Raw genomic sequence first — 22,160 nt, forward strand, 5'->3', positions numbered from 1 at the left:
GCGCTGCTCACCCGGCCGGCCTCGAGCCCCTTGACGTCCCCGAGAGGCAAAGAACGTTGACGAGCGAGACCGGCACGATGCTGCGCGAGTTCCTGCGATCACCCGCCGACATCGGTGCGGTGGCCCCCAGCTCCCCCAGACTCGCCGCGGCAGTCACCGCACCCATACCCGAACTGGGCGAGCCGGTCGTGGTCGAACTGGGCCCCGGCACCGGAGTGGTCACCAGCATCATCGAGGAGCAGCTGGGCGGTCGCGGGCGCCAGCTGGCCATCGAGGCGAATCCGCGACTGGCCGATCAGCTGCGATTTCGCTGCCGCGGGGTGGAGGTGCTCCACGCCGACGCCTCCACACTGCCGCAGCTGCTCGCGGAGCGGGGCCTGGCGAAGGCGGACGTGGTCGTCAGCGGCCTTCCGTGGGCCTCGTTCTCCGACGAAGTGCAGCGCGAGATCCTCTCCGCCGTGAGCCATGTCCTCGCGCCGGACGGGGCGTTCACCACGTTCGGATATGTCCATGCGCTTCGGCTCGCCTCGGCGCTGCGCTTCCGGGAGTTGCTGCACACCACCTTCGAAGAGGTGGTGCCGGGCCGCACGGTGTGGCGCAATCTGCCGCCCGCGCTCGTCTACCACGCGAGGCGCCCCAGGACGACGGTGTTCCACCGGCAGGTCATGGTGCCGGCCCACCGCAGTCCGGACGGTGTCTCCGACGCGACGTCGGTGGGCTGACCCGGCGCAGGGCGCACGGCGCACGGCGGGGGCACCGGGAGACTCCGGACATCGCCGGCTGGTGTGGGAACCGAGAGGGCGTGACGGAAGATGCGTGAACGGTCTTCCGTCACGCCCTCGTTTCTCAACTACCCGCGTAGCCTCCGAAGTTGGACTAGGCCAGGGTCACGGGCGCGGAAGCGGAACGGGCGCCCTCAGGACGGGAAACGGGCACACCCTGGCGGCCCTCCGCATCCCCGCCGCTGGTCAGCGGACTCGAATCGATCCTCAACTCGGGCAGAAGCGGGCAGGATTGACGATCATCCGGACTGTTTCTCACCCATCTCGGGCATGTAGAACTCTCCGCATGATCGGCGTCACGCTGCGTCCGGGTGCCTCGGAACCCCCGGGTGCCGTCGGACACCCCTCGCAGGGTCGCGCCAGGACCACGACGAGGAGAGCCCCGTGTTCAAGTCCCGGTACGCACCCGGACACAGAGGAAGGACGGTAAGGATCGTCGCCGCGGCAGCCGTCACGGCGGGCCTGCTGACGGCATGCAGTCCGGAGGAGAAGAAGCCTCCGGAGAAGAAGTCCTTAAAAGTCCTGATGGTCGACAATCCGCAGATGCTGGAGCTGAAGAAGCTCACGGCCGAGCACTTCACGAAGAGGACCGGCATCGAGGTCGACTTCACCGCACTGCCGGAGAACGAGGTCCGCAAGGAGGTCCACTCCGACTTCGCCCTCCAGTCCGGCCGCTACGACCTCGCGACCATCAGCAACTTCGAGACGCGGGACTTCGCACGCCGCGGCTGGCTCAGACCCCTGGACTCCTTCATCAGCAAGGACCGCTCCTTCGCCCAGAGCGACATCATGCTTCCGATCCAGCTCTCCCTGAGCGGAGCCGACGGCAAGGTCTACGCGGAGCCCTTCTACGGGGAGTCCTCGTTCCTGATGTACCGCAAGGACGTCTTCCGCGAACTCGGCCTGGAGATGCCGGAGAAGCCCACCTGGAGCCAGGTCGCCGCGCTGGCGGAACGTGCCGACGGCGCCGGGAAGGACATGAGCGGGATCTGCCTGCGCGGCCAGCCCGGATGGGGCGAGATGGCGGCTCCCCTGACCACCGTGGTCAACACCTTCGGCGGCACGTGGTTCGACGAGGACTGGAACGCCAGGCTCACCGACCCCGGCTTCGCGGACGCGGCACAGTTCTACGTCGGCCTCGTACGCGACCACGGCCAGGAGAACCCCGAGAAGTCCGGTTACGCCGGCTGCCTGCGCAACATGAAGAACGGCAAGTCGGCGATGTGGTACGACGCGACCGCGGGAGCGGGCCCCCTGGAGGCCGACGGCTCACCCGTGAAGGGAAAGATCGGCTACGCGCCCGCGCCGATAGAGAAGACCAAGTCCTCGGGATGGCTCTACACATGGGCGTGGGGCATGCAGAAGTCGACCCGTCAGCCCCGTGCGGCATGGGAGTTCATGTCGTGGGCGTCGAGCAAGCAGTACGAGAGCCTCGTCGGCCGCGAGATCGGATGGGAGAACGTGCCCGCGGGGAAGCGCGAGTCGACGTTCGACCGCCCGCAGTACAAGAAGGCCGCCGGCGCGTTCGGCGACGCGACCGAGAAGGCGATCCGGGAGGCCGACCCGCGAAAGCCGGGCGTGCAGAAGCGCCCCACCCTCGGCATCCAGTTCGTCGGCGTCCCGGAGTTCACCGGCCTCGGTGACCACGTGTCCCGGCAGTTGAGCGCAGCGATCGAGGGGAAGCAGTCCGTGGCCGCCGCTCTGCGCACGTCCCAGCGCGAGGCCCTGAAGCTGGGCGCGCGGTACCGGAATCGCTGACCCGCGCACGCGCCCTCACGGGCGGGCGACGGCGGCGCGCTCCGGGCCCGCGCCGCTGCCGCCCGCCGGCACCGCCGAGGGGCCCGGACCGCCGCCCCGCGGGCCGTCTTCCAGGTTGGGCTCGGCGCGGCCCGGCTCACCAGTCGTGGACGGTCCCGTCGGCGAGCCGGTTCACGGGCAGATACGCGGGCTCGTACGGGAAGCGGGCCGCCGCGTCCATGTCGAGCTCGACCCCGAGGCCCGGGGTCCCGGACGGATGCAGCAGCCCCTCCTCGAAGGTGTAGGAGGTACGGAAGACCTCCAGGGTGTCGGCGGAGTGCCGCATGTACTCCTGGATGCCGAAGTTGTGCACGGCAAGGCCGAGATGGAGCGCCGCCGCCATCCCCACCGGTGAGATGTCGGTCGGCCCGTGCATCCCCGAGCGGACGCCGTAGACGGCGGCGAGGTCCAGAAGCTTCTTCATCGCGGTGACACCGCCGGTGTGGGTGACCGCCGAGCGCACGTAGTCGATCAGCCGCTCGCTCAGCAGAGTCGTGTAGTCGTGCACCGAGTTGAAGACCTCGCCGATCGCGAGCGGCGTGGTGGTGTGCTGCCGGATCAGACGCAGGGCGGCCTGGTCCTCGCCTGGAGTGGCGTCCTCCAGCCAGAACAGGTCATAGGGCTCCAGGGACTTGCCGAGCTTCGCCGCCTGGATGGGCGTCATCCTGTGGTGCCCGTCGTGCAGCAGGGGCAGCTCGGGCCCGAACTCCTCGCGCACGGCCTCGAAGACGCGCGGCACATGGCGCAGATAGGCCCGGGTGTCCCAGGTCTCCTCCACCGGCAGGGCCGGGCCGCCGGCGGTGCGGCGGGCCGGCTCGTAGTCGTAGCGGTCGCCGGAACCGGCACCGGAGGCGGCGACGCCGTAGACGGAGCCGAGGCCGGGAATGCCGCTCTGCACGCGGATCGCCCGGTAGCCGTCGTCGAGGTGCGCCCGTACGGAGTCGAGGAGTTCGGGGATGTCCCGCCCCGACGCGTGCCCGTAGGCGAGCGCGCCGCGGCGGCTCGCGCCGCCCAGCAGCTGGTACAGCGGCATGCTCGCCGCCTTCGCCTTGATGTCCCAAAGGGCGGTGTCGACGGCGGCGATGGCAGCCATCGTGACCGGGCCGCGCCGCCAGTAGGCACCGCGGTAGAGGTACTGCCAGGTGTCCTCGATGTTGTGCGCGTCGCGGCCGGTCAACAGCGGCACGACGTGGTCTCGCAGGTACGAGGCCACGGCCAGCTCACGGCCGTTGAGCGTGGCGTCGCCCAGACCGGTGATGCCGTCGGCCGTCACCAGACGCAGGGTGACGAAGTTTCGCCCCGGGCTGGTGACGACTGTGTCGGCCGACTCGATCCTCATCCGGCGTGTTCCTCTCCTCGTCCCGTGCCAGGGCCCGTGCCCGTGCCCGTCGTGCTCACGGTGTCATCTCGGCGACGGCCACTCCGTACGGGGGCAGTTCGACCGTGCCCGTCGCGGCCCCGTCGAGGTCCTTCAGCGCCGCGCCGCCCGTGAGCACCGGCTCCGCCGTGAGCGGCTCGTCGTGCTGGCTGATGAACCACACGAAGCTGCGCCCGTCCTCGTGCTCCATCCGTCCGGTCATGACCCGGGGGTCGGCCACCGAGACCTCGGGGGCCACGCCGGCTTCGGCCGCGAGCGCGGCGTACAGGCGCCACGTCGGCTCCGGATTGACGCGCGGCGTCACGGCCGCCATGTGCTCGACGGGATATGTGCACAGGACGAGTGCGCCCGTACCCGTGCGGCGGCGCAGCAGTGCGGGACGTCCGTGGGCGTCGGTCGCGAGGACCTCGGCCCCGTCCGGTTCGACGGGCAGGTACGAACGCGAGTCGGCCGTGCCGGCCACGGGGAAGACGAGTTCCTCGCCTGCCGCGATGCCGCCGAAGTCGCTCCGGAAGACCATGCGCAGCTCGTCGTCCTCGATGGGGTCGGCGAGTCCGTAGCGCAGCTTCTTCCGCACACCGAAGGTCTCGTCGAGCTTCGGCCACCACGAGCCGCGCTGGTTCATGTGCTCGCCGAGGAAGTACGAGGCGTAAACGGTCGCACCTCCCTCCGCGAGCGCCCGCAGCCGGGACCAGCCGGGTGCCGTGAGCTGCTTCACCGAGGGCAGCAGGTACAGCGCGCAGTCGCCGGGGAGGCCGTCGGCCTCCCTGGCGACGCCCACGTCCAGGTCGGCCTCGCGCGCGGCGACGTACGCCTGGCGGGTGTTGGTGAGGACGCTGGTGCGGTCGTCCGGCTGCGTGAAGGGATACAACTTCTCCAGGAAGGACGAGACGACGAGTGCCACCCGGGTGTCGGGACGGCTCAGCCGTGCTGCGTCGGTGCGCCGCAGTACCTCGGTGAAGCGTTTGACCTCGCGCAGCTGCTCCTTCGGACGGCCCTCGCAGTCGGTGATGCCGAAGTGCATCTCGAACGGGTGGTGGCTGTAGGGCTCCTGGTCCTCCAGCGCGTCGTAGTCCGTGTTGTTCCAGGGGATCCAGCCCGTGGCACCGGCGAGCAGCGTGCTGTGGAGGACCTGCCGGTAGTAGTGGGCCGCGTTCTCCTCGGAGACGAAGTCGGACGTCAGCCCGAACTCCTCCATGATCACGGGCTTTCCGCCGATGTCGAGCAGCTCGCAGACGAAGGCGGCACCCAGATGCTGGCGCACGGCGTCGGTCTCCATGCGGTAGACGTGCGGGCCGTGGAAGTCGACGAGCTCCGCGAGGTCGCGGATGCGGAATCCGTTGTCCGCTCCGGAGGTCTCAACGCCCCATGCACCGTCGCCGATGGAGACGGGCTGGGTGGCGCCCGCCGAACGGACCGCGCCGATGAGGGTCTTGGCCCAGGCGGCGACCTCGTCGGAGTCGAGCGTGCCGATGCCGCGCGAGGGCCAGTCCGCGTAGATGGGGATCTCGTTGCTCAACAGCCAGCCCGCGACGGCGGAGTGGTCCTTCCAGCGTGCGGTCGTCTCGCGTACGTACCACTCCTGCTGCGCGACGAAGGAGGCGTCGCCGAAGACGTCGCGGCCGCCCCGCCAGGCCGGGTCCCAGTTCTGCCCCGACATGTGCCCGACGAGGAACGTGGGGATGGTGTGCATCCCGAGCGCGGCGTGCCGCTCCAGGAAGTCGTCATAGCGCTCCAGCATCACCGGATCGAGGGTGTTCTCCGCGGGCATGAAGTCGGGCCAGTACAGGAAGCTGCGGGTGAGGGTGATGCCGTGGTCGCGCATGGTGCTCAGTTCCTCGTCGACCACCGCGGGGTCGTAGTTCCGCCACATCAGCGGCCCGCCGGTGCGGGACCAGTAGTTGACGCCGACCCACAGCAGCGGGTCGCCCTCGGGGGTGGCGAGTTTCGCGGAGTTGCGCTGCATGCCCTGCCCTTCCTCGTACTGTCGCGGCCCTGCGCGGCCGCCTCCCAGGACCTCCATCGGTATATCGTTCAACTCTTCCCCGTGCGTTCCGTGGCGGGACCGAGCAAGAACGAGAAGGTCGACGTCTGGATCAAGGAAGCCCGCTCCATCATGAAGAAGGAGGGCATCCCCGGCTCGCACCACGGCATCAAGAAGAAGATCACCGGCCCGGTGGCGAACATCGTCGCGGCCTGCAACTACGCGGCCGACAAGTACAGGTCGATGGACAACGTGAACTCCGCGTACTGATCCGGCGCGGAACGGCAAAGGGCGGCTGCGTCTCACGCAGCCGCCCTTCTGCGTCCGGCGGCGCCGTTGCGGGTGGGTGGTGGGTGCGCCTGGGGTGGGTGCGGGGTGCCGGGGGCGTGCCGCTCCGGGAGGCATGATTTACCTCCCTGAACCGTCACGGAGTGCTGTGCTGCCTCCCATATGCCGGTCCGCAAATCACTTCCCCACGCTTCGCTGGGGAGACCCCAATGGCCCGTCCATGCCCCCCTGCGCGTCCCGCCCCCTCCCGCCGGTCCAGCGGCTCTCCCCCGGGGGCCACCCAGACCCCCCAGTTCTCCCGGGGGGCTGTGGGCCCGTAACCGTTGTCATCGACGAGCGCGGCCGATCGCGCCGCACAACGTGGACGGACACCGGGTCCGCCCGCACCCCGCCCGGAGCCGCGATGAACCGGTCGACGCGGCAAGGGAGTTGAGCCACCGGACGAGCATGCGCGAGTGACCCGGAAGGCCACCGGCGGAGCAACCACAAGCCAACCGGACTCCCGGAAGGGAGAAGGGGACGAGAGCGGCAGACGCCGGACGGGCCGGAGGGGGCGGGACGTGCAGGCGGGGGGCACGGGGCTTAAACGTGATTTGCGGACCGCCATATGGGAGGCAGTACAGAAACCCATCCGGTTCAGGGAGGTAAATCATGCCGCCCCGAGACACCCGCCGGAACGGCCCGCCCCCGGCACCCACCACGAACCCCACGCGCACCCCGCACCCCCGCCAACCCCGCACCCGCACCCGCACCCGCACCCGCAAAACGAACCCAACGCGGACAACGACAAGGCCCCGACGCCCGCCTGCCCGCGCCCCGCCCCGGCCCGGCGCCCTGCCTCTAGCCGGCGGCCGGCGTGCTGTCCTCCGGCTGCTGGTCCGGGGCGTTCTCCGGGTGGTGGCACGCGGCCTCGTGCCCGGGGGCCAGGGAGACCAGCGGCGGCTCGGCCGTCTTGCAGACCTGCGTCGCCTTCCAGCACCTGGTGTGGAAACGGCATCCGCTCGGCTGCTTGATCGGCGAGGGCACGTCACCCTGGAGCAGGATGCGGTCCCGGCCGCCCTGCGCCTTACGCCGCGGGCCGGGCACCAGCACCGCCGGGAGCCGGAGCCGGCGCACCCGCCGCGGGCCGGGCACCAGCACCGCCGGGAGCCGGAGCCGGCGCACCCGCCGCGGGCCGGGCACCAGCACCGCCGGCAGCCGGAGCCGGCGCACCAGGTCGAACCGCGCGTCACCGATTCGGCTCTCGGTGAGGATCACCCCGTCTGCGGTACGCCAGCACCTCCGCCTCGGGCTCCCGCCCACGATGTGCAGCAGGAGCCGACATCGAGCAGCTCGGACGGGCCGCGGGCGGGCGAGTTGCTGGGCCTGCTGGAGGAGAGCGAGGCGGGCCAGGTGACCGCCCCGAGGCCGCCGCGGCTCGTCGTCCGCGGGTCGACGGGGCCGGCTCCCGAGGCGTGATGGTCCGTTCTCCACGGCGCGGGCGGCCCGTCAGATCGCAGGAGCGGTGCCCGCCGGGCCCTCACTTCTTGGTCGAGATCCTCGCGACGGCGCGGTCCGCACCGATGGCCCTGAACTCGATGACGAGCCGGTTCATCTCGATCTTGGTTTTGCTCTTGCCGAGCTTGCCGTTGCAGACGCCGTTCGAGCAGCTCGTGGAGGAGTTCTGCACTCCCCGGGCCGAGGTGGTGACACGTCCGCCGCTGAAGCGCGCCGTCCAGGTGATCACGCCGTCCTCGATGTCCTGGACCGTGAACTCGTCGACTCCGGAGGATGACGGGGGATGGATTTCGTCCCCCCTGGACAGCTCGACCTCGCAGTCACCGTCGGCGCAGGCACCGGTGTCCGTGCCGTCGGCGGCCTTCGGGAGCGCCGAGGAGGTGGGCTTCGCGCCGGCGGACGACCCCTTTCTCTTCTCCCGCGAAGCGGACGAAAGCTTCGGTGAGCTCGACGCGCCCTTGCCGTCCGACGGCGTGCTGGGCACCGCGTCGGCGCTGCCGTCGTCTTCGTCCGCACCCGAGCAACCAGCAAGCCCTGTGAGCAGGGCGAATGTCATCAGCGACGCGCAGAGCGCCGTCTTCCCGTGATGTCCACGACACAGCACACCGATCATGTTGCCCCCGTGATCACCGGCGGGCGGCGGTCCTGCCGCCCGGTTCCATTTCCGGCGACGTTAGCACCGACGGTGCATGCTTCCGACGCACCGTCAGGAGGTGACCCGCATCTCGAACCAGGTCGTCTTGCCGCGGGGCAGCAGGTCGACTCCCCAGCGGTCGGACAGGGTGTCGATGAGGAAGAGCCCCCGACCGCTGGTGTCCAGCCCCTGCACGGGCAGCAGGCACGGCAGACCGCGGGACGGGTCGCGCACCTCGACGCGGATCCAGCCGCGGCGGCGCATCATCCGCAGCCCGAAGACGAGGGCTCCGGTGTGGCGCACGGCGTTGCCGACGAGCTCGGAGACGAGCAGGACCGCGTCGTCGGTGAGGGGGCCGGGCAGCGCCCAGTGCGACTCCAGGACGGTACGGGCGAGCTCCCGGGCGCATCTCGCCGACTCGGGACGGTTCGGCAGGCGCACTTCACCGATCGTCGGGTCACCGACGAGATCAAGAGCGCCGCCGGAGAGACCGTCGCTCGTCGGTTCACCCGGGATTTCTGGCATCTCGCTCACGCTCGCCACTTCTCCCTGTCCCGCCATGGCAACCATCATGGCGGGAGCAGGGCAGTTGTGGGGCCGTTCAACCAGATCCCAGTTTCCGGAACAACTCCCTCCGTACGCTGGGCTGTTGCCCACCCACGGTGGGCGAGTCGAGCAGCAGCCGCCCTGACCTGGCACGACGTCAGGTCACGCCCGGCCACGGCGGGTCACGGGAGGACAGCACCCGGTGCACGGCCGATCCGGACCCGTTCCCCCACAAGGGTGGGCGCACAGGGAACGCGGCGTGCGCCACCCCCAGCCACCCCACCCCGGTACGACGCGTTCCGCGGAATGCCGTGCCGCGTGGCGCCGTACCGGGAAGCGGCTCCGCCAACGCCCGGCGGCTCAGCCGAACTTGGCCTTGCCCGGGCCCTCCTCGACGAAGCTGCGCATGCCCGTTGCCCGGTCCTCCGTGGCGAACAGCCCCGCGAACCAGTTGCGTTCGACGGCAAGCCCGGAGTCGATGTCCGTCTCCAGGCCGACGTCGACGGACTCCTTCGCGGCGCGCAGCGCGATCGCGGGGCCCTTGGCAAGCCGCGCCGCCCACTCCCGCGCCTGTTCGTAGACCTCCTCGTCCGGCACCACGCGGTCCACGAGGCCCATCTCCAGCGCCTCGGGCGCCTTGACCTGCCGGCCGGTGAAGATGAGGTCCTTGGCCTTCGACGGGCCGACGAGCCGCGCCAGCCGCTGCGTCCCGCCCGCTCCGGGGATCAGCCCGAGGAGGATCTCCGGCTGGCCGAGCTTGGCACGCTCCCCGGCGATCCGGATGTCGGCGCAGAGCGCCAACTCGCAGCCCCCACCGAGCGCGTAGCCGGTGACGGCCGCGACGACGGGCTTGGGAATGCGGGCGACGGCCGTGAAGGAGTCCTGCAGCGCCTTGGAGCGCTTCACCATGGCCGTGTGGTCCATGGCCTGCATCTCCTTGATGTCCGCGCCGGCGGCGAAGACCTTCTCGCCGCCGTAGATCACGACGGCGCGCACGTCGTCGCGCACGGCCGCCTCCTCTGCGAGTTCACGCAGCCGGTCCTGGGTGGCGACGTCCAGCGCGTTCATCGGGGGACGGTCGAGGCGCAGCGTTCCCACGCCCTCGGCGACTTCGAGATTCACAGTCATGGGGGAAGGTTAACGGCCGTTACGCGCGAGGCCGATGGCGCGGCCGTGCTCCGGCCGCACCATCGCGGGAAAGGGACCTACTTCTGGGGGGCCTTCCACTCGTCCCAGTCCATGTTCCAGCCGTTGAGGCCGTTGTCCGGCTGGATCGTCTTGTCCTTGGAGTTCTTGATCTCCACCACGTCACCGATGATCGACTCCCGGAAGAACCAGGAGCCGGGCGTGGACTTGTCGTCGCCGCCCTTCTTGTCGAAGAGCCCGACGCAGCCGTGGCTCGCGTTCACCGAGCCGAACTGCCCCTGTGCGAGCCAGTAGTTGCCGTGGATGAAGGTCCCGGACGTGGACAGCCGCATGGCGTGCGGCACGTCCTTGATGTCGTACCCGCCGGCTTCCTCCTTGCGCCCGAAGCCCACGGTGCGGCCGTCCATCCGCGTTTCCTTGTGACGCTCGCTGATCACCATGCGGCCGTTGTACGTGGGGTTCTCGGCGCTTCCCGAGCTGATGTCGATCGTCTTGAGCTTCTTGCCGTCCCGGGTCACCGTCATCTTCTTCGACTTGGCGTCGACGACGCTCACCTGGCTGCGCCCGACGGTGAAGTTCACCGACTTGTCCTGCTCGCCGTAGACGCCGTCGTAGCCCTCGACTCCGTCGAGGTCCAGGTCGAGCTCGACCTTCGTGCCGGCCTTCCAGTAGTCCTCGGGGCGGAAGTCGAGGCGGTTGTTCCCGAACCAGTGCCCCTCGACCTCGACCTGGGGGTCGGCGGTGACGGAGATCGCCTTCTCGACGGCCTCGCGGTCCTGGATGGCGTGGTTGAAGTTGAGGGACACGGGCATTCCGACGCCCACCGTGTCGCCGTCCTCGGGAGTGAAGCGGCCTATGAAGGTGCTCTTGGGGGTGAGCGTGGTGAACTCGGCCCGCTCGGTGGCCTTCCGCCCCTCGGAGTCCTTGGCGTGCGCCTCGACGGTGTACTTCGTCTTCGTCGTCAGGTGCTTCGCCGGAGCCCAGCTCTTGCCGCCCTTGGCGATCTTCCCCTCGACGGCCCTGCCGTCCTCGTCCTTGACGTCCACCTCGACGAGTTCGCCCTTGGCCGCGGTCACCTTCAGGGCGTCCTGCGTACCGACGCCGTCGGCGCCGTCCTTCGGTGATATCTCCACGACGGCCCGGGACTTGGCCGGCTTCTCACCGCCCTTGTCGCCGGCCACGCTGCCGGCACCGCCGCAGGTCGTCAGGGTCAGCACCAGCACCACGACGATCACGACGAGCCCCACGGCGGACCCGCCTATGAGCTGCGTCCTGGTGTCCCCCCGTATCGCCTCCGGGCTGAGCTTCGCCTTGGCGTCCCTGGCGACGGTCTTCAGATCCACAGCGGGCCACTCCCCTCGCACGGCTGCTTACACCATCGTGGCGGCTGCGAGCGGAAACCACGACAGTGCACGCGCTAGATAATCACACCGAGATGGAGAAGGAATCCCCGAAACCGTCACCGTTCCGTCGCGATTTCCTCCGGGCGAACCGGGGCGCCGGCGGGCGCCGCACCCTCCGCGCCAGGACGCTCAATCGAGCGCCGAGCCGGCCTTCCACTCGGACCAGGACATGTTCCAGCCGCCGAGGCCGTTGTCCGCCGCGACCCTGCGCTCCCCGGAGTTCGTCACGGAGATCACGTCTCCGGTCAGGGAGCTGCGGAAGAACTCCCCGGCCGGGCTGAACGGGTCGCCGCCCTTCCTGTCCGGCAAGCCGATGCATCCGTGGCTGACGTTCTCCCTCCCGAACGTCCGCTTCGACGCCCAGTAGTTGCCGTGCAGGAAGGTGCCGCTCTCCGTCAGGCGGATGGCGTGCGGCACGTCCTCGATGTCGTATTCGCCGCCGAAGCCGACGGTCCGCGCGTTCATCCGGGTCACCTCGAACTTCTCGCTGATGACCATGTCCCCCGAGTACGTGGGGTTCTTCGCCGACCCCGTCGTGACGGGCACGCGGCTGACGATCTCGCCGTTCTGCCGGACTGTCATCGTGTGACTGCGGGCGTCCACCACGCTGCGCCGGTCCCGGCCGACCGTGAAGTGAACTCGCTTGCTCTGCACCCCGTACACGTCCGGAGCGGCGCGCACACCCCGCAGCCGCAGATCCAGAGTGACGCGCGTGCCCGGCTTCCAGTACTCCTCGGGCCGGAAGTCCAGGCGGGTACGGCCGAACCAGTGCGGCGCCACCTCGACCCGCGGGCTCGCGGTGACGCGGATGCCGCGCTCAACGGCCTCGCGGTCGGCGATCCGGCGGTTGAACCTGATCGAGAGGATCATCCCGGTGCCCACCGTCTGCCGGTGCTCGGGGGTGAAGAAGCCGATGAAGCGCCGCGGCTGGGCCTTCGTGGTGAAGGAGGTGTGCCGGGCCGCCCGCCGCCCTTCCTCGTCCAGCGCGGTGACATCGACCCTGTACTTGCTGCCGAGCCTGAGTTGACGTGCGGACTCCGCGGGCAACCATGTTCGCCCGTCGGGCGAGACGGCGCCCGGAACCGCGTGGCCCTCGCCCCTGCTCCTGCGGGTGACCCGCACCTTCTCCAGCCGACCCTCCGTCGCCGTCACTCGCAGTTGGCTGCCGGCCGGCACGTCCCTGGCGCCGTCCCGGGGCATCACCTCGATCAACTGCGCCGGGGTCTGCGGATCGACCATCACGCCGCAGCCCGCCAGCGGAGCGCCCATCACGCACAGCGCGGCCAGCGAGCACTTCAGCGCACTGCTCCTCATCAGCAGGCCCTTCCAGTACGAGTGTTCCGTCCGCCCCGCCCGATCCATGTCCGCACTCCCCGTGAAGCTCATCCGTACGGAGACCAACGACCCGCTGCCGGAGGGGATACGAGTCGGTCACGCACGGTGTTCGAGTTGTCCCGTAGAGGAAGCATTGCGGGCGGACCACCGGCGTGCGAGCACCGACTCGGCGGGAAAAAAGCAGATGAAGGATGCAACCACCCGACCGTAGTCTCAGGCCGGTGACGACCGGGGCGGGGACGAGCAACGGGACCACCGGCAGCACGGCCGGGGGCGGCGCGGGAACGAAGGCCGGCAGCAGCACCGGCAAGACATCCGGGGGAACGGCCGGGGGAACGAGCGGGGTAACGAGCGCGGAGCCCGCGGCCGAACACGGCCGCTCGGCGGTGCGTTCGCTGCTCCGGCTGTGGCCGTACGTGCGGCCGGTCCGGGTGCGGATGTTCGCCGCGGCCCTGGTCGCCGTGCTCGCCTCGTGCACCGGTCTGGTGATCCCGCTCGTACTGAAGTGGATCGTCGACGGCCCGGTGGCCGAGCGGGACACCGCCGGCGTGTGGGCGGGCGGTGCGCTGCTGCTGGGGGTCGGGGTCCTCGAGGCGGGGCTGTTCGCGCTGCGGCGGTGGCTGAGCGCCCGTCCGCTGGCGGGGGTGGAGGCGGCCATGCGGGCGGACATCTACGGGCACCTTCAGCGCCTGCCGGTCTCCTTCCACGACCGCTGGCCCAGCGGGCAGTTGCTCTCGCGGGCGACCACCGACCTGGAACTGCTGCGCAGATTCCTCTCGTTCGGCGTGACCTTTCTGCTGGTCAACGCCGTTACCGTGATGGTCGGTTGCATCATCCTGCTGTCGCAGCAGTGGACGCTGGGGCTGGTGGTTCTCGGCCCGTTCGTGCCGCTGGTGTGGATGTGCGCGGTGTTCGAGCACCGTTACTCGCACGCCGCGCGCCGGGCGCAGGACCAGATCGGGGACCTGACGACGCTCGTCGAGGAATCGGTCCTCGGCATCCGCGTCATCAAGGGGTTCGGACGGCACCGCAGCCAGGCCCGCGCGTTCCGCGCGCTATCGGGACGGCTCCTCGGCACGGAGCTGGAGAAGGCACGGCTGCTGGCCCGCATCTGGGCGGTGATCATGCTGTTGCCGGAGCTCGCCATCGGGGCGGCACTGGTGCTGGGCACGCTCCAGGTGGCCCAGGGCCATCTCTCGGCGGGCACGCTCGTGGCGTTCCTCTCCACGGCGCTGGCACTGCGGTGGCCGGTGGAGTCGACCGGGTTCCTGTTGGCGCTGAGCAACGAGTCGGCGACGGCGACCGACCGGTTCTTCGAGGTGCTCGACGAGCCGCTGCCCCCGGACGTGCTCAGGAACAGCGCTCCGGAGCGCGGAACACCGCATGGCCCGCGCGCGGGCGGGCTGCGTTTCAGCGGCGTCGTCTTCCGCTATCCCGACGCGCCCGAAGGCACCCGGCCGGTCCTGGACGGAGTCGATCTGCATGTGTGTCCGGGCGAGACGATGGCTCTCGTCGGCGCGACGGGAAGCGGCAAGACGACCCTGACGGCGCTCGTGCCGCGTCTTCACGAGGTGACGGCCGGCCGCATCACCCTGGACGGAGACGACATCGGCACGCTCAGCCGCGCCGAGCTTCGCTCCCGGGTCGCCGTGGCGTTCGAGGAGACGACGCTCTTCTCCGCGACCGTCGCGGAGAACGTGCTGATGGGCGCGGACGATCCGGCCCACGCCGGAACCCCTGCGCTGCCACCGCCCCGGCCGGGATCAGGCACCGACGCCGCACCGGACGCCGCCCGGAACAACGCCACCCCGGACGGCGCGGCCGACAACCGCGTGCTGCCGCCCGGCCACCTGAACCCGGACGCCCCGCCACAGCCGGAACACGCCCCGCCGGAACACCGAGCCGAGGAACCGGCCGAGGAACGCGCCGAGGAACCGGCCGAGGAACGCGCCGAGGAACGCGCCGAGGAGCGGGCCCGGCTCGACCGCGCACTGCGTGTGGCGCAGGCCGACGGCTTCGTCGCCGCCCTGCCGCACGGTTCCGGAACCCAGGTCGGCGAGCAGGGCCTGAGTCTGTCCGGCGGGCAGCGGCAGCGCCTAGCCCTGGCGCGTGCCGTCGTCGGCCGTCCCTCCTTCCTCGTACTGGACGATCCGCTCTCCGCGCTCGATGTGCACACGGAGGCCGCCGTCGAGGCCGCCCTGCGGGAGGTGCTGGCCTCGACCACCGCGCTCGTCGTCGCGCACCGGCCCTCGACGGTGCTGCTCGCCGACCGGGTTGCGCTGCTTTCGGGCGGCCGCATCTCGGCCGTCGGCACGCATCACGAGCTGCTCCGCAGCAGCGAGGAGTACCGCCGCCTGATGTCGGGCGAGAACGACGAGCGTGCGAAGGAGCGGAGTTGACCAGCACAGCCGAAACGGCAGGCGGGCCGCGGCCCGGCCCCGCGAAGACCTCTCACGCGTCCGGGCCCGGGCAGCCGCCCGTGGCCGACCCGTTCGACCGCGACGTGCTGCCCGCGCCCCCGCACGCCGCGCGCACACTGCTCGCCTCCCTGCTGCGCCCGCACAAGCCGCGCGTCGCCGCCGCGGCCCTTCTTCTGCTCCTCCAGCAGGCAGCGGTGCAGGCTGGTCCCCTCCTCGTCGCCTTCGCGATCGACCACGCCGTCCCGGCGCTGAGAGGTGAAGGCGGGCAGAACGGCGGGCAGTTGCTACTCGCCGCCGTCGGCCTCGCCTATCTGTTCTGTGCGCTCGCCTCCGGAGGGCTCCAGTACGCCTTCATCGTCGCCGCAGCCCGCGTCAACCAGCGTGTGCTGCTGGAACTGCGCGGACGGATCTACCGGCACGCGCAGGCCCTCGACGTCGACTTCCACGACCGCTACACCTCGGGCCGCCTGATCTCCCGCTCCACGACCGATGTCGGCTCGCTGCGCGAACTGCTCGACGAGGGCCTCCAGGAGCTGCTGGCCGTCATCGTCTCCGTCGTCTACATCGTGGTGACGCTGCTGTGGCTCGACCCCGGTCTCGGCGTCGCGGCGCTTGCCAGCTTCGTCCCACTGGCGCTGCTGGTGCGCAACTTCCAGCAGCGCTCCGCGCGCGTCTACCGGGGCCGCTCCACGGCGATGGCGGCCGTCATCGTGAAGTTCACCGAGACCGTCGGCGGAATCCGTGCCGTGCAGGCCTTCCGCCGGGAGCGTGCGAACGACGAGGAGTTCGCACGGCTCAACGGCCGTCATCTGAAGATGAACGGTGACTCGCTGCTGGAGATGGCGCGTTACGTCGTCACCTCACGGCTCACCGCGAACATCGCCGTCGCGGCGATCGTGCTGTGGGGCGCCTACCGCGTGGCGGCACAGGATCTCGCGCTCGGTGTGCTCGCCGCCGCCGCGCTCTATCTGCGCAGACTGTACGAGCCGATCGACCACCTCGGGATGTTCCTCAACTCCTACCAGTCGGCGGCGGCTTCGCTGGAGAAGATCGCCGGGCTCCTCGCCCAGCGCCCGTCCGTGCCGGAACCGGCCTCGCCGCGGGCCCTCCCGCCGCGCGGCGAGGGGAGCGACGGCCGCGAAGTCGTCTTCGACTCGGTCTCCTTCGGCTACCGCACGGGCGACGAGGTGCTGCCGCGCTTCGGACTGACCCTCCGTGCGGGGCGGACGGTGGCGCTGGTGGGCGCCACCGGGGCGGGCAAGTCCACGCTCGTGAAGCTGCTGGCCCGCTTCTACGACCCCACGGGCGGCCGCGTGCTGCTCGACGGCGTGGACCTGCGTGATGTGGAGGGCTCCGAACTGCGGCGCAGCGTCGTCATGGTCACGCAGGAGGCGTTTCTCTTCTCGGGCACCGTCGCGGAGAACATCGCCATCGGCCGTCCGGACGCGACGCGTGCGGAGATCGAGAACGCCGCGAAGGCCCTGGGCGCGCACGACTTCATCACCGGCCTCCCCGAGGGGTACGACACGGACGTACGCAAGCGGGGCGGCCGGATCTCGGCCGGGCAGCGGCAACTCGTGGCCTTCGCCCGCGCCCTGCTCGCGGACCCGGCCGTGCTGATCCTGGACGAGGCGACGTCGTCTCTGGACATTCCGGGCGAACAGGCCGTGCAGCAGGCGATGATGACGGTGCTTCGGGGCCGTACTGCGGTGGTCATCGCCCACCGGCTCTCGACGGTCGAGATCGCGGACAGGGTGCTCGTGATGGAGGACGGAAGGCTGGTGGAGGACGGCACTCCGGCCCAACTGATCGCCGGCGAGGGCAGATTCGCGGGTCTTCACAGCGCCTGGCGCGAGAGTCTCGTCCAGACCCGCGCACCCCGTCATGACCAGCGGTGACTCCCAACCACACCTGAACCAGCGTCCGTTATCCGGAAAGCGGACGGTCAAGGGCGAACAAAGTCTGGTCAAGGTGTGAACACTGTCTGCCGGAAGCGGTGACATGCGCATGTACTCGACAGTAGTGTGACCGGCAGTCGTGATTTCGCACAGTGCACGACTGTTCGCATTCCAGTTCCAACGTTCTGCCCGGGCAGCCGCGATGGCGGGCCGCCCGGCCCCCACGGCAGAAGGAGCCACCGAGTGAGATCCCTCAGCAAGAAGCAGCGGATATCCGCCCTTGCGGCCACCGCCGCGCTCGTCGTCGCCGGCGTCACCGCCGGCACTGCGACGGCCGGCCCCGCTGACGACCAGTCCTCGATGAAGACGGGCGCCCTGGCCGCCGACATGACCGCGGCCCAGAAGACGCAGCTCATCAAGAAGGCCGACTCCACCGAGGCCAAGGCCGCGGACGCCAAGGCCCTCGGCCTCGGCTCCAAGGAGAAGCTCGAGGTCAGGGACGTCGTCAAGAACCGGGACGGCGCCACCCACGTCCGTTACGAGCGGACGCTCGACGGCATGCCCGTCCTCGGCGGCGACATGGTCGTGCACAAGTCCAAGTCGGGCAAGCAGACCGGCGTCACCAAGTCCACCAAGGCCGACATCTCCGCCGTCTCCACGAAGGGGATCAGCACCGCCGAGAAGCCCGCCACGCCGAAGGCCGAGGGCAGCAAGGCGCCGCGCAAGGTCGTCTACGCGATGAGCGGCAAGCCCGTAGTCGCCTGGGAGACCGTCGAGGGCGGGACCCAGAAGTCCGGCGCACCGAGCCAGCTGCACGTCATCACCGACGCCAAGACCGGCAAGAAGCTCATGGAGTACCAGGGCATCCACGAGGCCGACGGCACCGGCGCCAGCATGTACAGCGGCGAGGTCGAGCTCAGCACGGACGGCGCGGACGGCAAGTTCACGCTGACCGACGCCTCCAGGGGCGGCAGCAAGACCGTGAACCTGGAGAACGGCGAGAGCGGTGACGGCAAGGACTTCACCGACGAGGACAACAAGTGGGGCACCGGCAAGCCCGAGGACGCCCAGACCGCTGCCGTCGACGCCCACTACGGCGCCATGCAGACCTGGGACTTCTTCAAGGACACCTTCGGCCGTGAGGGCATCGCCGGCGACGGCAAGGGTGCGCCCAGCCGCGTCCACTACGGCGACAACTACGTCAACGCCTTCTGGGACGACAGCTGCTTCTGCATGACCTACGGCGACGGTGAGGGCAACAAGGCCCCGCTCACCTCGCTCGACGTCGCGGCCCACGAGATGTCGCATGGTGTCACCTCGACGACCGCGAAACTGGTCTACGCGGGCGAGTCCGGCGGCCTGAACGAAGCCACCTCGGACATCTTCGCGGCGGCCACGGAGTTCCACGCCCCGGAGAACAAGGAAGACGTCGCCGACTTCCACGTCGGCGAGGAGATCGACATCAACGGCGACGGCACTCCGCTGCGTTACATGGACAAGCCGAGCAAGGACGGCAACTCCCTCGACGAGTGGAGCGACAAGGCCGGCGACGTGGACGTGCACTACTCGTCCGGCATCGCCAACCACTGGTTCTTCCTGATGTCCATGGGCAGCGGGAAGTCCGAGAAGAACGGCGTCGAGTACGACTCGCCGACTTCCGACGGCTCCACCATCGAGGGCATCGGCATCACCAAGGCCCAGGAGATCTGGTTCAAGGCGCTGACCGAGAACATGACCGCCAACACGGACTACAAGGCGGCCCGTGAGGCGACGGTCAAGGCCTCCAACGACCTCTTCGGCGCCGACTCCGCCGAGACCAAGGCGGTCGAGGCAGCCTGGACGGCCGTCGCGGTCAAGTGACCCGGGCGGACCGGCCCGCCGCCGGGCCCCGGCCGTAGAGCCGTAGGCCCAGGGGCCACCGGCACACCCGCGGGGCGGGTGCCGTGCGCAGAACGCGCACGGCACCCGCCCCGTCGTCGTGCTCAGGCCTCGCCGTCCTCCGGTGCGGCAGCGAGGCCCATTTCGGCCCCCGAGGCCAGCAGCCGGTGCGCGGGCAGCACCCGCACCGTGTACCCGAAGGGGCCCGCACGGCCGGGCGTGACGGTCCCCTCGTACGTCCACCGCCCCTCCAGGTCGGGGCCGCCGCTCGCGGAGGTGACGGGCTTGAGCGGCACGCTCACCGCGTCGCCGCCCGCGATGCGGTCGGTGCCGTCGAGTTGTCCGGAAACGGCCTGCACCTCGACGTCCTCGGGGGACAGCGTCCCGAGGGCGACCCTCGCGCGCAGGGTCAGGCACGAGCCGAGAGCCAGGCCGCCGTCCGGTTCGTGCTGCCGTCCCGCGGCGTCCTGCCGGACAGTCCCGTCCTGCTCGTCGTGCCCGTCCTGCTCGTCGTGCCCGTCGTGCCCGTCGTGCCCGTCGTGCCCGTCGTGCCCGTCTTGTCGGGCCGCGCCCTCCGGCCCGTCGTGCCGCTCGTGCTCGACCGGGCCGACGGCGACGGACGGCCACTGCTCCCGCACACGTGCCTTCCAGGCGGCCAGTTCGCGTGCCGCCTCCGGACCCGTCTCGCGCTGGGCGCAGGCGGCGGGCGCGTACAGCCGCTGGACGTACTCGCGCACCATCCGCTCCGCCTGCACCTTCGGGCCGAGCCGCGCGAGCGTCCTGCGGACCATCTCCACCCAGCGGGCCGGGACGGCGCCACCCGCGGCCCCGGCCGCGGAGCGGGAACCGGGACCGGGTCCGGAAGCCGGACCGGAACCGGACCCGGACCCGGACCCGGAACCGACGCTGCCGCCGCGCTCGTAGAAGCAGGGCGCGACTTGGTCCTCGATCAGCGAGTAGAGCGCCGCGGCCTCGATGCCGTCCCGGCGGTCCTCGTCCGCGGCGGCTTCGCCGTCCGCGCTGGGCACGGCCCAGCCGAAGTCCGCGTCGAACCACTCCTCCCACCAGCCGTCCCGCACCGAGAGGTTGAGGCAGCCGTTCAGCGCGGCCTTCATTCCACTGGTGCCGCACGCTTCGAGCGGCTTCAGCGGATTGTTGAGCCACACGTCGCATCCGGGGTAGAGCGACTGGGCCATCTCCATTCCGTAGTCGGGAAGGAAGACGATGCGGTGACGCACACGAGGATCGTCCGCGAAGCGCACCAGCTCCTGGATCAGCTCCTTGCCCCCGTCGTCCGCCGGATGCGCCTTGCCCGCCACCACGATCTGCACCGGACGTTCGGGGTGCAACAGCAGCCTGGTGAACCGCTCGCGGTCGCGCAGCATGAGGGTGAGCCGCTTGTACGACGGCACGCGCCGCGCGAAGCCGATCGTCAGCACATCCGGGTCGAACACCCCGTCCGTCCAGCCGAGTTCGGCGTCGGCGGCGCCGCGCTCACGCCACGAGGCGCGCAGGCGCGTCCGCACGTCGTGCACGAGCCGCTCGCGCAGGCGGCGGCGCAGCGCCCACAGTTCGGCGTCGGGCAGCGCCGCGGCATCGTCGGGCACCTCGGGCGATCGCCAAGTGGGTGCGTGCACGCCGTTGGTGACGGAGGTGATGGGCACCTCGGCCGGGTCGAAGCCCGGCCACAGTCCGGCGAACATGTCACGGCTGACCTCTCCGTGCAGGGTGCTCACGCCGTTGGCCCGCTGGGCCAGCCGCAGGCCCATCACCGCCATGTTGAACAGACCCGGGTCGCCGCCGGGGTAACTCTCCGCGCCGAGGCGCAGCACGTCGTCCGCGGGGATGCCGTCGAGTTCGCCGTCGTCGCCGAAGTGGGCAGCCACCAGGGCGTTGTCGAAGCGGTCGATCCCGGCGGGGACGGGTGTGTGGGTGGTGAAGAGGTTGCCCGCACGTACCGATTCCAGGGCGGCGTCGAACTCCAGCCCCTGCTCCCCCAGTTCGCGGATGCGTTCCAGTCCGAGGAAGCCGGCGTGGCCCTCGTTGGTGTGGAAGACCTCGGGTGCGGGATGGCCGGTGCGCCGGCAGTACGCGCGCACCGCACGCACGCCGCCGATGCCGAGCAGCATCTCCTGGAGGAGGCGGTGCTCGCCCCCGCCGCCGTAGAGCCGGTCGGTGACCTCGCGTTCGGCCGGCGCGTTCGCACCGACCATGGAGTCGAGGAGCAGCAGCGGTACGCGTCCCACCCGCGCCTGCCACACCTGGGAGCGCAGCGACCGGCCGCCGGGCAGCCGCAGCTCGACACGTACGGGCAGGCCGTTCTCCTCGCGCAGCAGCCGCAGCGGCAGTTCCGCCGGGTCGAGCGCCGGATAGTGCTCCAGCTGCCGGCCCTCGCGGGAGAGGCTCTGCCGGAAGTAGCCCTGGCGGTACAGGAGTCCCACACCGATCAGCGGCACTCCCAGGTCGCCCGCGGCCTTGAGGTGGTCGCCGGCCAGGATGCCGAGCCCGCCCGAGTACTGCGGCAGGGCGCCGGTGATTCCGAACTCCGGTGAGAAGTACGCGACGGCGCGCGGGAGATCGCCGGTCGCGGCCTCCTGCTGGTACCAGCGCGGCTCGTTCAGGGCGTCGTGCAGATCGCCGGCGGCGACGGCGAGCCTCCGCAGGAAGGCTCCGTCGCAGGAGAGCCGGGCGAGCTTCGAGGGCGTCAGGGCGCAGAGCATGCGCAGCGGGTCGCCGCCCGCGAGCCGCCAGGCTTCCGGGTCCAGTTCGCTGAAGAAACGGCGGGTCGGGGGGTGCCAGGACCAGCGCAGGTTGTGCGCGAGTTCGCTGAGGGGACGGAGTGGTTCGGGGAGTACGGGATGAACGGAGAAACGACGAATGGCCTTCACTCCTCGACCGTAACGGGGCATACGCACCCATTGCGGCAATGATCCGCTCGGCGCGGGATATCCACCCTGACGCGGTGAGCGGAGCGGCGCGAGGGAGGCTGCCCGCACCGTGAGGACCTCGGCCCGAGGGCGGTCCGGTGACGTGCCGTCAACGCGCTCCCGCGGAGGGCGGTCCGGCTCGGCCCCCGTCACATCCGTCACATCGTGCGGGTAATTCCGCTCGTCACGGGCCCGGGCCGGAATGCGCAGCTCCACCCCCTCGACCGGGCTCCGTCTCTCCTCCTAA

General features: G+C 70.5%; 15 protein-coding genes and 1 pseudogene. 7 read left to right on the forward strand and 9 right to left on the reverse strand.

Annotated elements, in window-relative coordinates:
- Positions 1-56: 56 nt before the first annotated feature.
- Both EV375_RS11245 and EV375_RS11250 read left to right on the forward strand, forming a co-directional pair.
- Positions 57-722, forward strand: coding sequence for a class I SAM-dependent methyltransferase (locus tag EV375_RS11245; RefSeq protein WP_486588415.1), 666 nt, complete (start codon positions 57-59; stop codon positions 720-722).
- Positions 723-1,166: 444 nt separating this feature from the next.
- A complete protein-coding gene (locus EV375_RS11250; protein WP_165434708.1) occupies positions 1,167-2,540 on the forward strand; it encodes an ABC transporter substrate-binding protein in 1,374 nt (457 codons plus the stop codon).
- Between the two features lie 136 nt (positions 2,541-2,676).
- On the opposite strand, the gene manD is transcribed toward EV375_RS11250, so the two are convergent.
- Together manD and EV375_RS11260 are read right to left on the reverse strand one after the other, a co-directional pair.
- Positions 2,677-3,918, reverse strand: coding sequence for a D-mannonate dehydratase ManD (manD, locus tag EV375_RS11255; protein WP_130299318.1), 1,242 nt, complete (start codon positions 3,916-3,918; stop codon positions 2,677-2,679).
- 55 nt (positions 3,919-3,973) lie between these two features.
- Positions 3,974-5,923, reverse strand: coding sequence for a cellulase family glycosylhydrolase (locus EV375_RS11260; protein ID WP_130301769.1), 1,950 nt, complete (start codon positions 5,921-5,923; stop codon positions 3,974-3,976).
- Positions 5,924-6,013: 90 nt separating this feature from the next.
- Between EV375_RS11260 and EV375_RS11265 the strand changes: the two genes are divergently transcribed.
- Positions 6,014-6,211: a hypothetical protein gene (locus EV375_RS11265; RefSeq protein WP_486588416.1), complete on the forward strand. Its 198-nt coding sequence runs from the start codon at positions 6,014-6,016 to the stop codon at positions 6,209-6,211.
- A gap of 858 nt (positions 6,212-7,069) precedes the next feature.
- On the opposite strand, the pseudogene EV375_RS29675 reads toward EV375_RS11265, so the two are convergent.
- Positions 7,070-7,330 (reverse strand): annotated as a pseudogene (locus tag EV375_RS29675) (oligopeptide/dipeptide ABC transporter ATP-binding protein); the annotation flags it as partial.
- A 204-nt stretch (positions 7,331-7,534) separates the two neighbouring features.
- Between EV375_RS29675 and EV375_RS29680 the strand changes: the two are divergent.
- Positions 7,535-7,687: a hypothetical protein gene (locus EV375_RS29680; RefSeq protein ID WP_486588417.1), complete on the forward strand. Its 153-nt coding sequence runs from the start codon at positions 7,535-7,537 to the stop codon at positions 7,685-7,687.
- A gap of 61 nt (positions 7,688-7,748) precedes the next feature.
- Here EV375_RS29680 and EV375_RS11275 read toward each other — a convergent pair whose 3' ends face one another.
- The 5 genes from EV375_RS11275 to EV375_RS11295 form a co-directional block, all read right to left on the reverse strand.
- The gene (locus EV375_RS11275) at positions 7,749-8,282 is read right to left on the reverse strand and encodes a hypothetical protein (protein WP_130299320.1); all 534 of its coding nucleotides are present in this window, start codon (positions 8,280-8,282) and stop codon (positions 7,749-7,751) included.
- Between the two features lie 150 nt (positions 8,283-8,432).
- On the reverse strand, positions 8,433-8,933 hold the full coding sequence (locus EV375_RS11280; protein ID WP_130299321.1) for an ATP-binding protein: 501 nt from the start codon (positions 8,931-8,933) through the stop codon (positions 8,433-8,435).
- A 333-nt stretch (positions 8,934-9,266) separates the two neighbouring features.
- Positions 9,267-10,034 (reverse strand): enoyl-CoA hydratase-related protein, encoded by a 768-nt coding sequence (locus EV375_RS11285; RefSeq protein WP_130299322.1) that lies wholly within the window; start codon positions 10,032-10,034, stop codon positions 9,267-9,269.
- A gap of 77 nt (positions 10,035-10,111) precedes the next feature.
- Positions 10,112-11,395: an Ig-like domain-containing protein gene (locus EV375_RS11290; protein WP_130299323.1), complete on the reverse strand. Its 1,284-nt coding sequence runs from the start codon at positions 11,393-11,395 to the stop codon at positions 10,112-10,114.
- 189 nt (positions 11,396-11,584) lie between these two features.
- Positions 11,585-12,817 carry a L,D-transpeptidase gene (locus tag EV375_RS11295; protein WP_486588418.1) on the reverse strand — a complete coding sequence of 411 codons (1,233 nt, stop codon included), beginning with the start codon at positions 12,815-12,817 and terminating at the stop codon, positions 11,585-11,587.
- A 194-nt stretch (positions 12,818-13,011) separates the two neighbouring features.
- Between EV375_RS11295 and EV375_RS11300 the strand changes: the two genes are divergently transcribed.
- The 3 genes from EV375_RS11300 (at position 13,012) to EV375_RS11310 (ending at position 18,968) form a co-directional block, all read left to right on the forward strand.
- Positions 13,012-15,189 carry an ABC transporter ATP-binding protein gene (locus tag EV375_RS11300; RefSeq protein ID WP_486588419.1) on the forward strand — a complete coding sequence of 726 codons (2,178 nt, stop codon included), beginning with the start codon at positions 13,012-13,014 and terminating at the stop codon, positions 15,187-15,189.
- Entirely contained in the window at positions 15,186-17,108 is a 1,923-nt protein-coding gene (locus EV375_RS11305) for an ABC transporter ATP-binding protein (protein ID WP_130299324.1), read from the forward strand. Before EV375_RS11300 ends, EV375_RS11305 begins: the two co-directional genes overlap by 4 nt.
- Positions 17,109-17,351: 243 nt before the next feature.
- A complete protein-coding gene (locus EV375_RS11310) occupies positions 17,352-18,968 on the forward strand; it encodes a M4 family metallopeptidase (protein WP_130299325.1) in 1,617 nt (538 codons plus the stop codon).
- 122 nt (positions 18,969-19,090) lie between these two features.
- On the opposite strand, the gene glgP is transcribed toward EV375_RS11310, so the two are convergent.
- Positions 19,091-21,874: an alpha-glucan family phosphorylase gene (gene glgP, locus EV375_RS11315; RefSeq protein ID WP_130299326.1), complete on the reverse strand. Its 2,784-nt coding sequence runs from the start codon at positions 21,872-21,874 to the stop codon at positions 19,091-19,093.
- Between the last annotated feature and the right edge of the window lie 286 nt (positions 21,875-22,160).

This window comes from Streptomyces sp. CNZ301, assembly GCF_004217425.1.

Excerpts from the sequence above, each read along its gene's own strand:
- manD (WP_130299318.1), bottom strand. The coding sequence starts at position 3,918 with ATGAGGATCGAGTCGGCCGACACAGTCGTCACCAGCCCGGGGCGAAAC.
- EV375_RS11260 (WP_130301769.1), bottom strand. The coding sequence starts at position 5,923 with ATGCAGCGCAACTCCGCGAAACTCGCCACCCCCGAGGGCGACCCGCTG.
- EV375_RS11275 (WP_130299320.1), bottom strand. The coding sequence starts at position 8,282 with ATGACATTCGCCCTGCTCACAGGGCTTGCTGGTTGCTCGGGTGCGGAC.
- EV375_RS11280 (WP_130299321.1), bottom strand. The coding sequence starts at position 8,933 with ATGATGGTTGCCATGGCGGGACAGGGAGAAGTGGCGAGCGTGAGCGAG.
- EV375_RS11285 (WP_130299322.1), bottom strand. The coding sequence starts at position 10,034 with ATGACTGTGAATCTCGAAGTCGCCGAGGGCGTGGGAACGCTGCGCCTC.
- EV375_RS11295 (WP_486588418.1), bottom strand. The coding sequence starts at position 12,817 with ATGGATCGGGCGGGGCGGACGGAACACTCGTACTGGAAGGGCCTGCTG.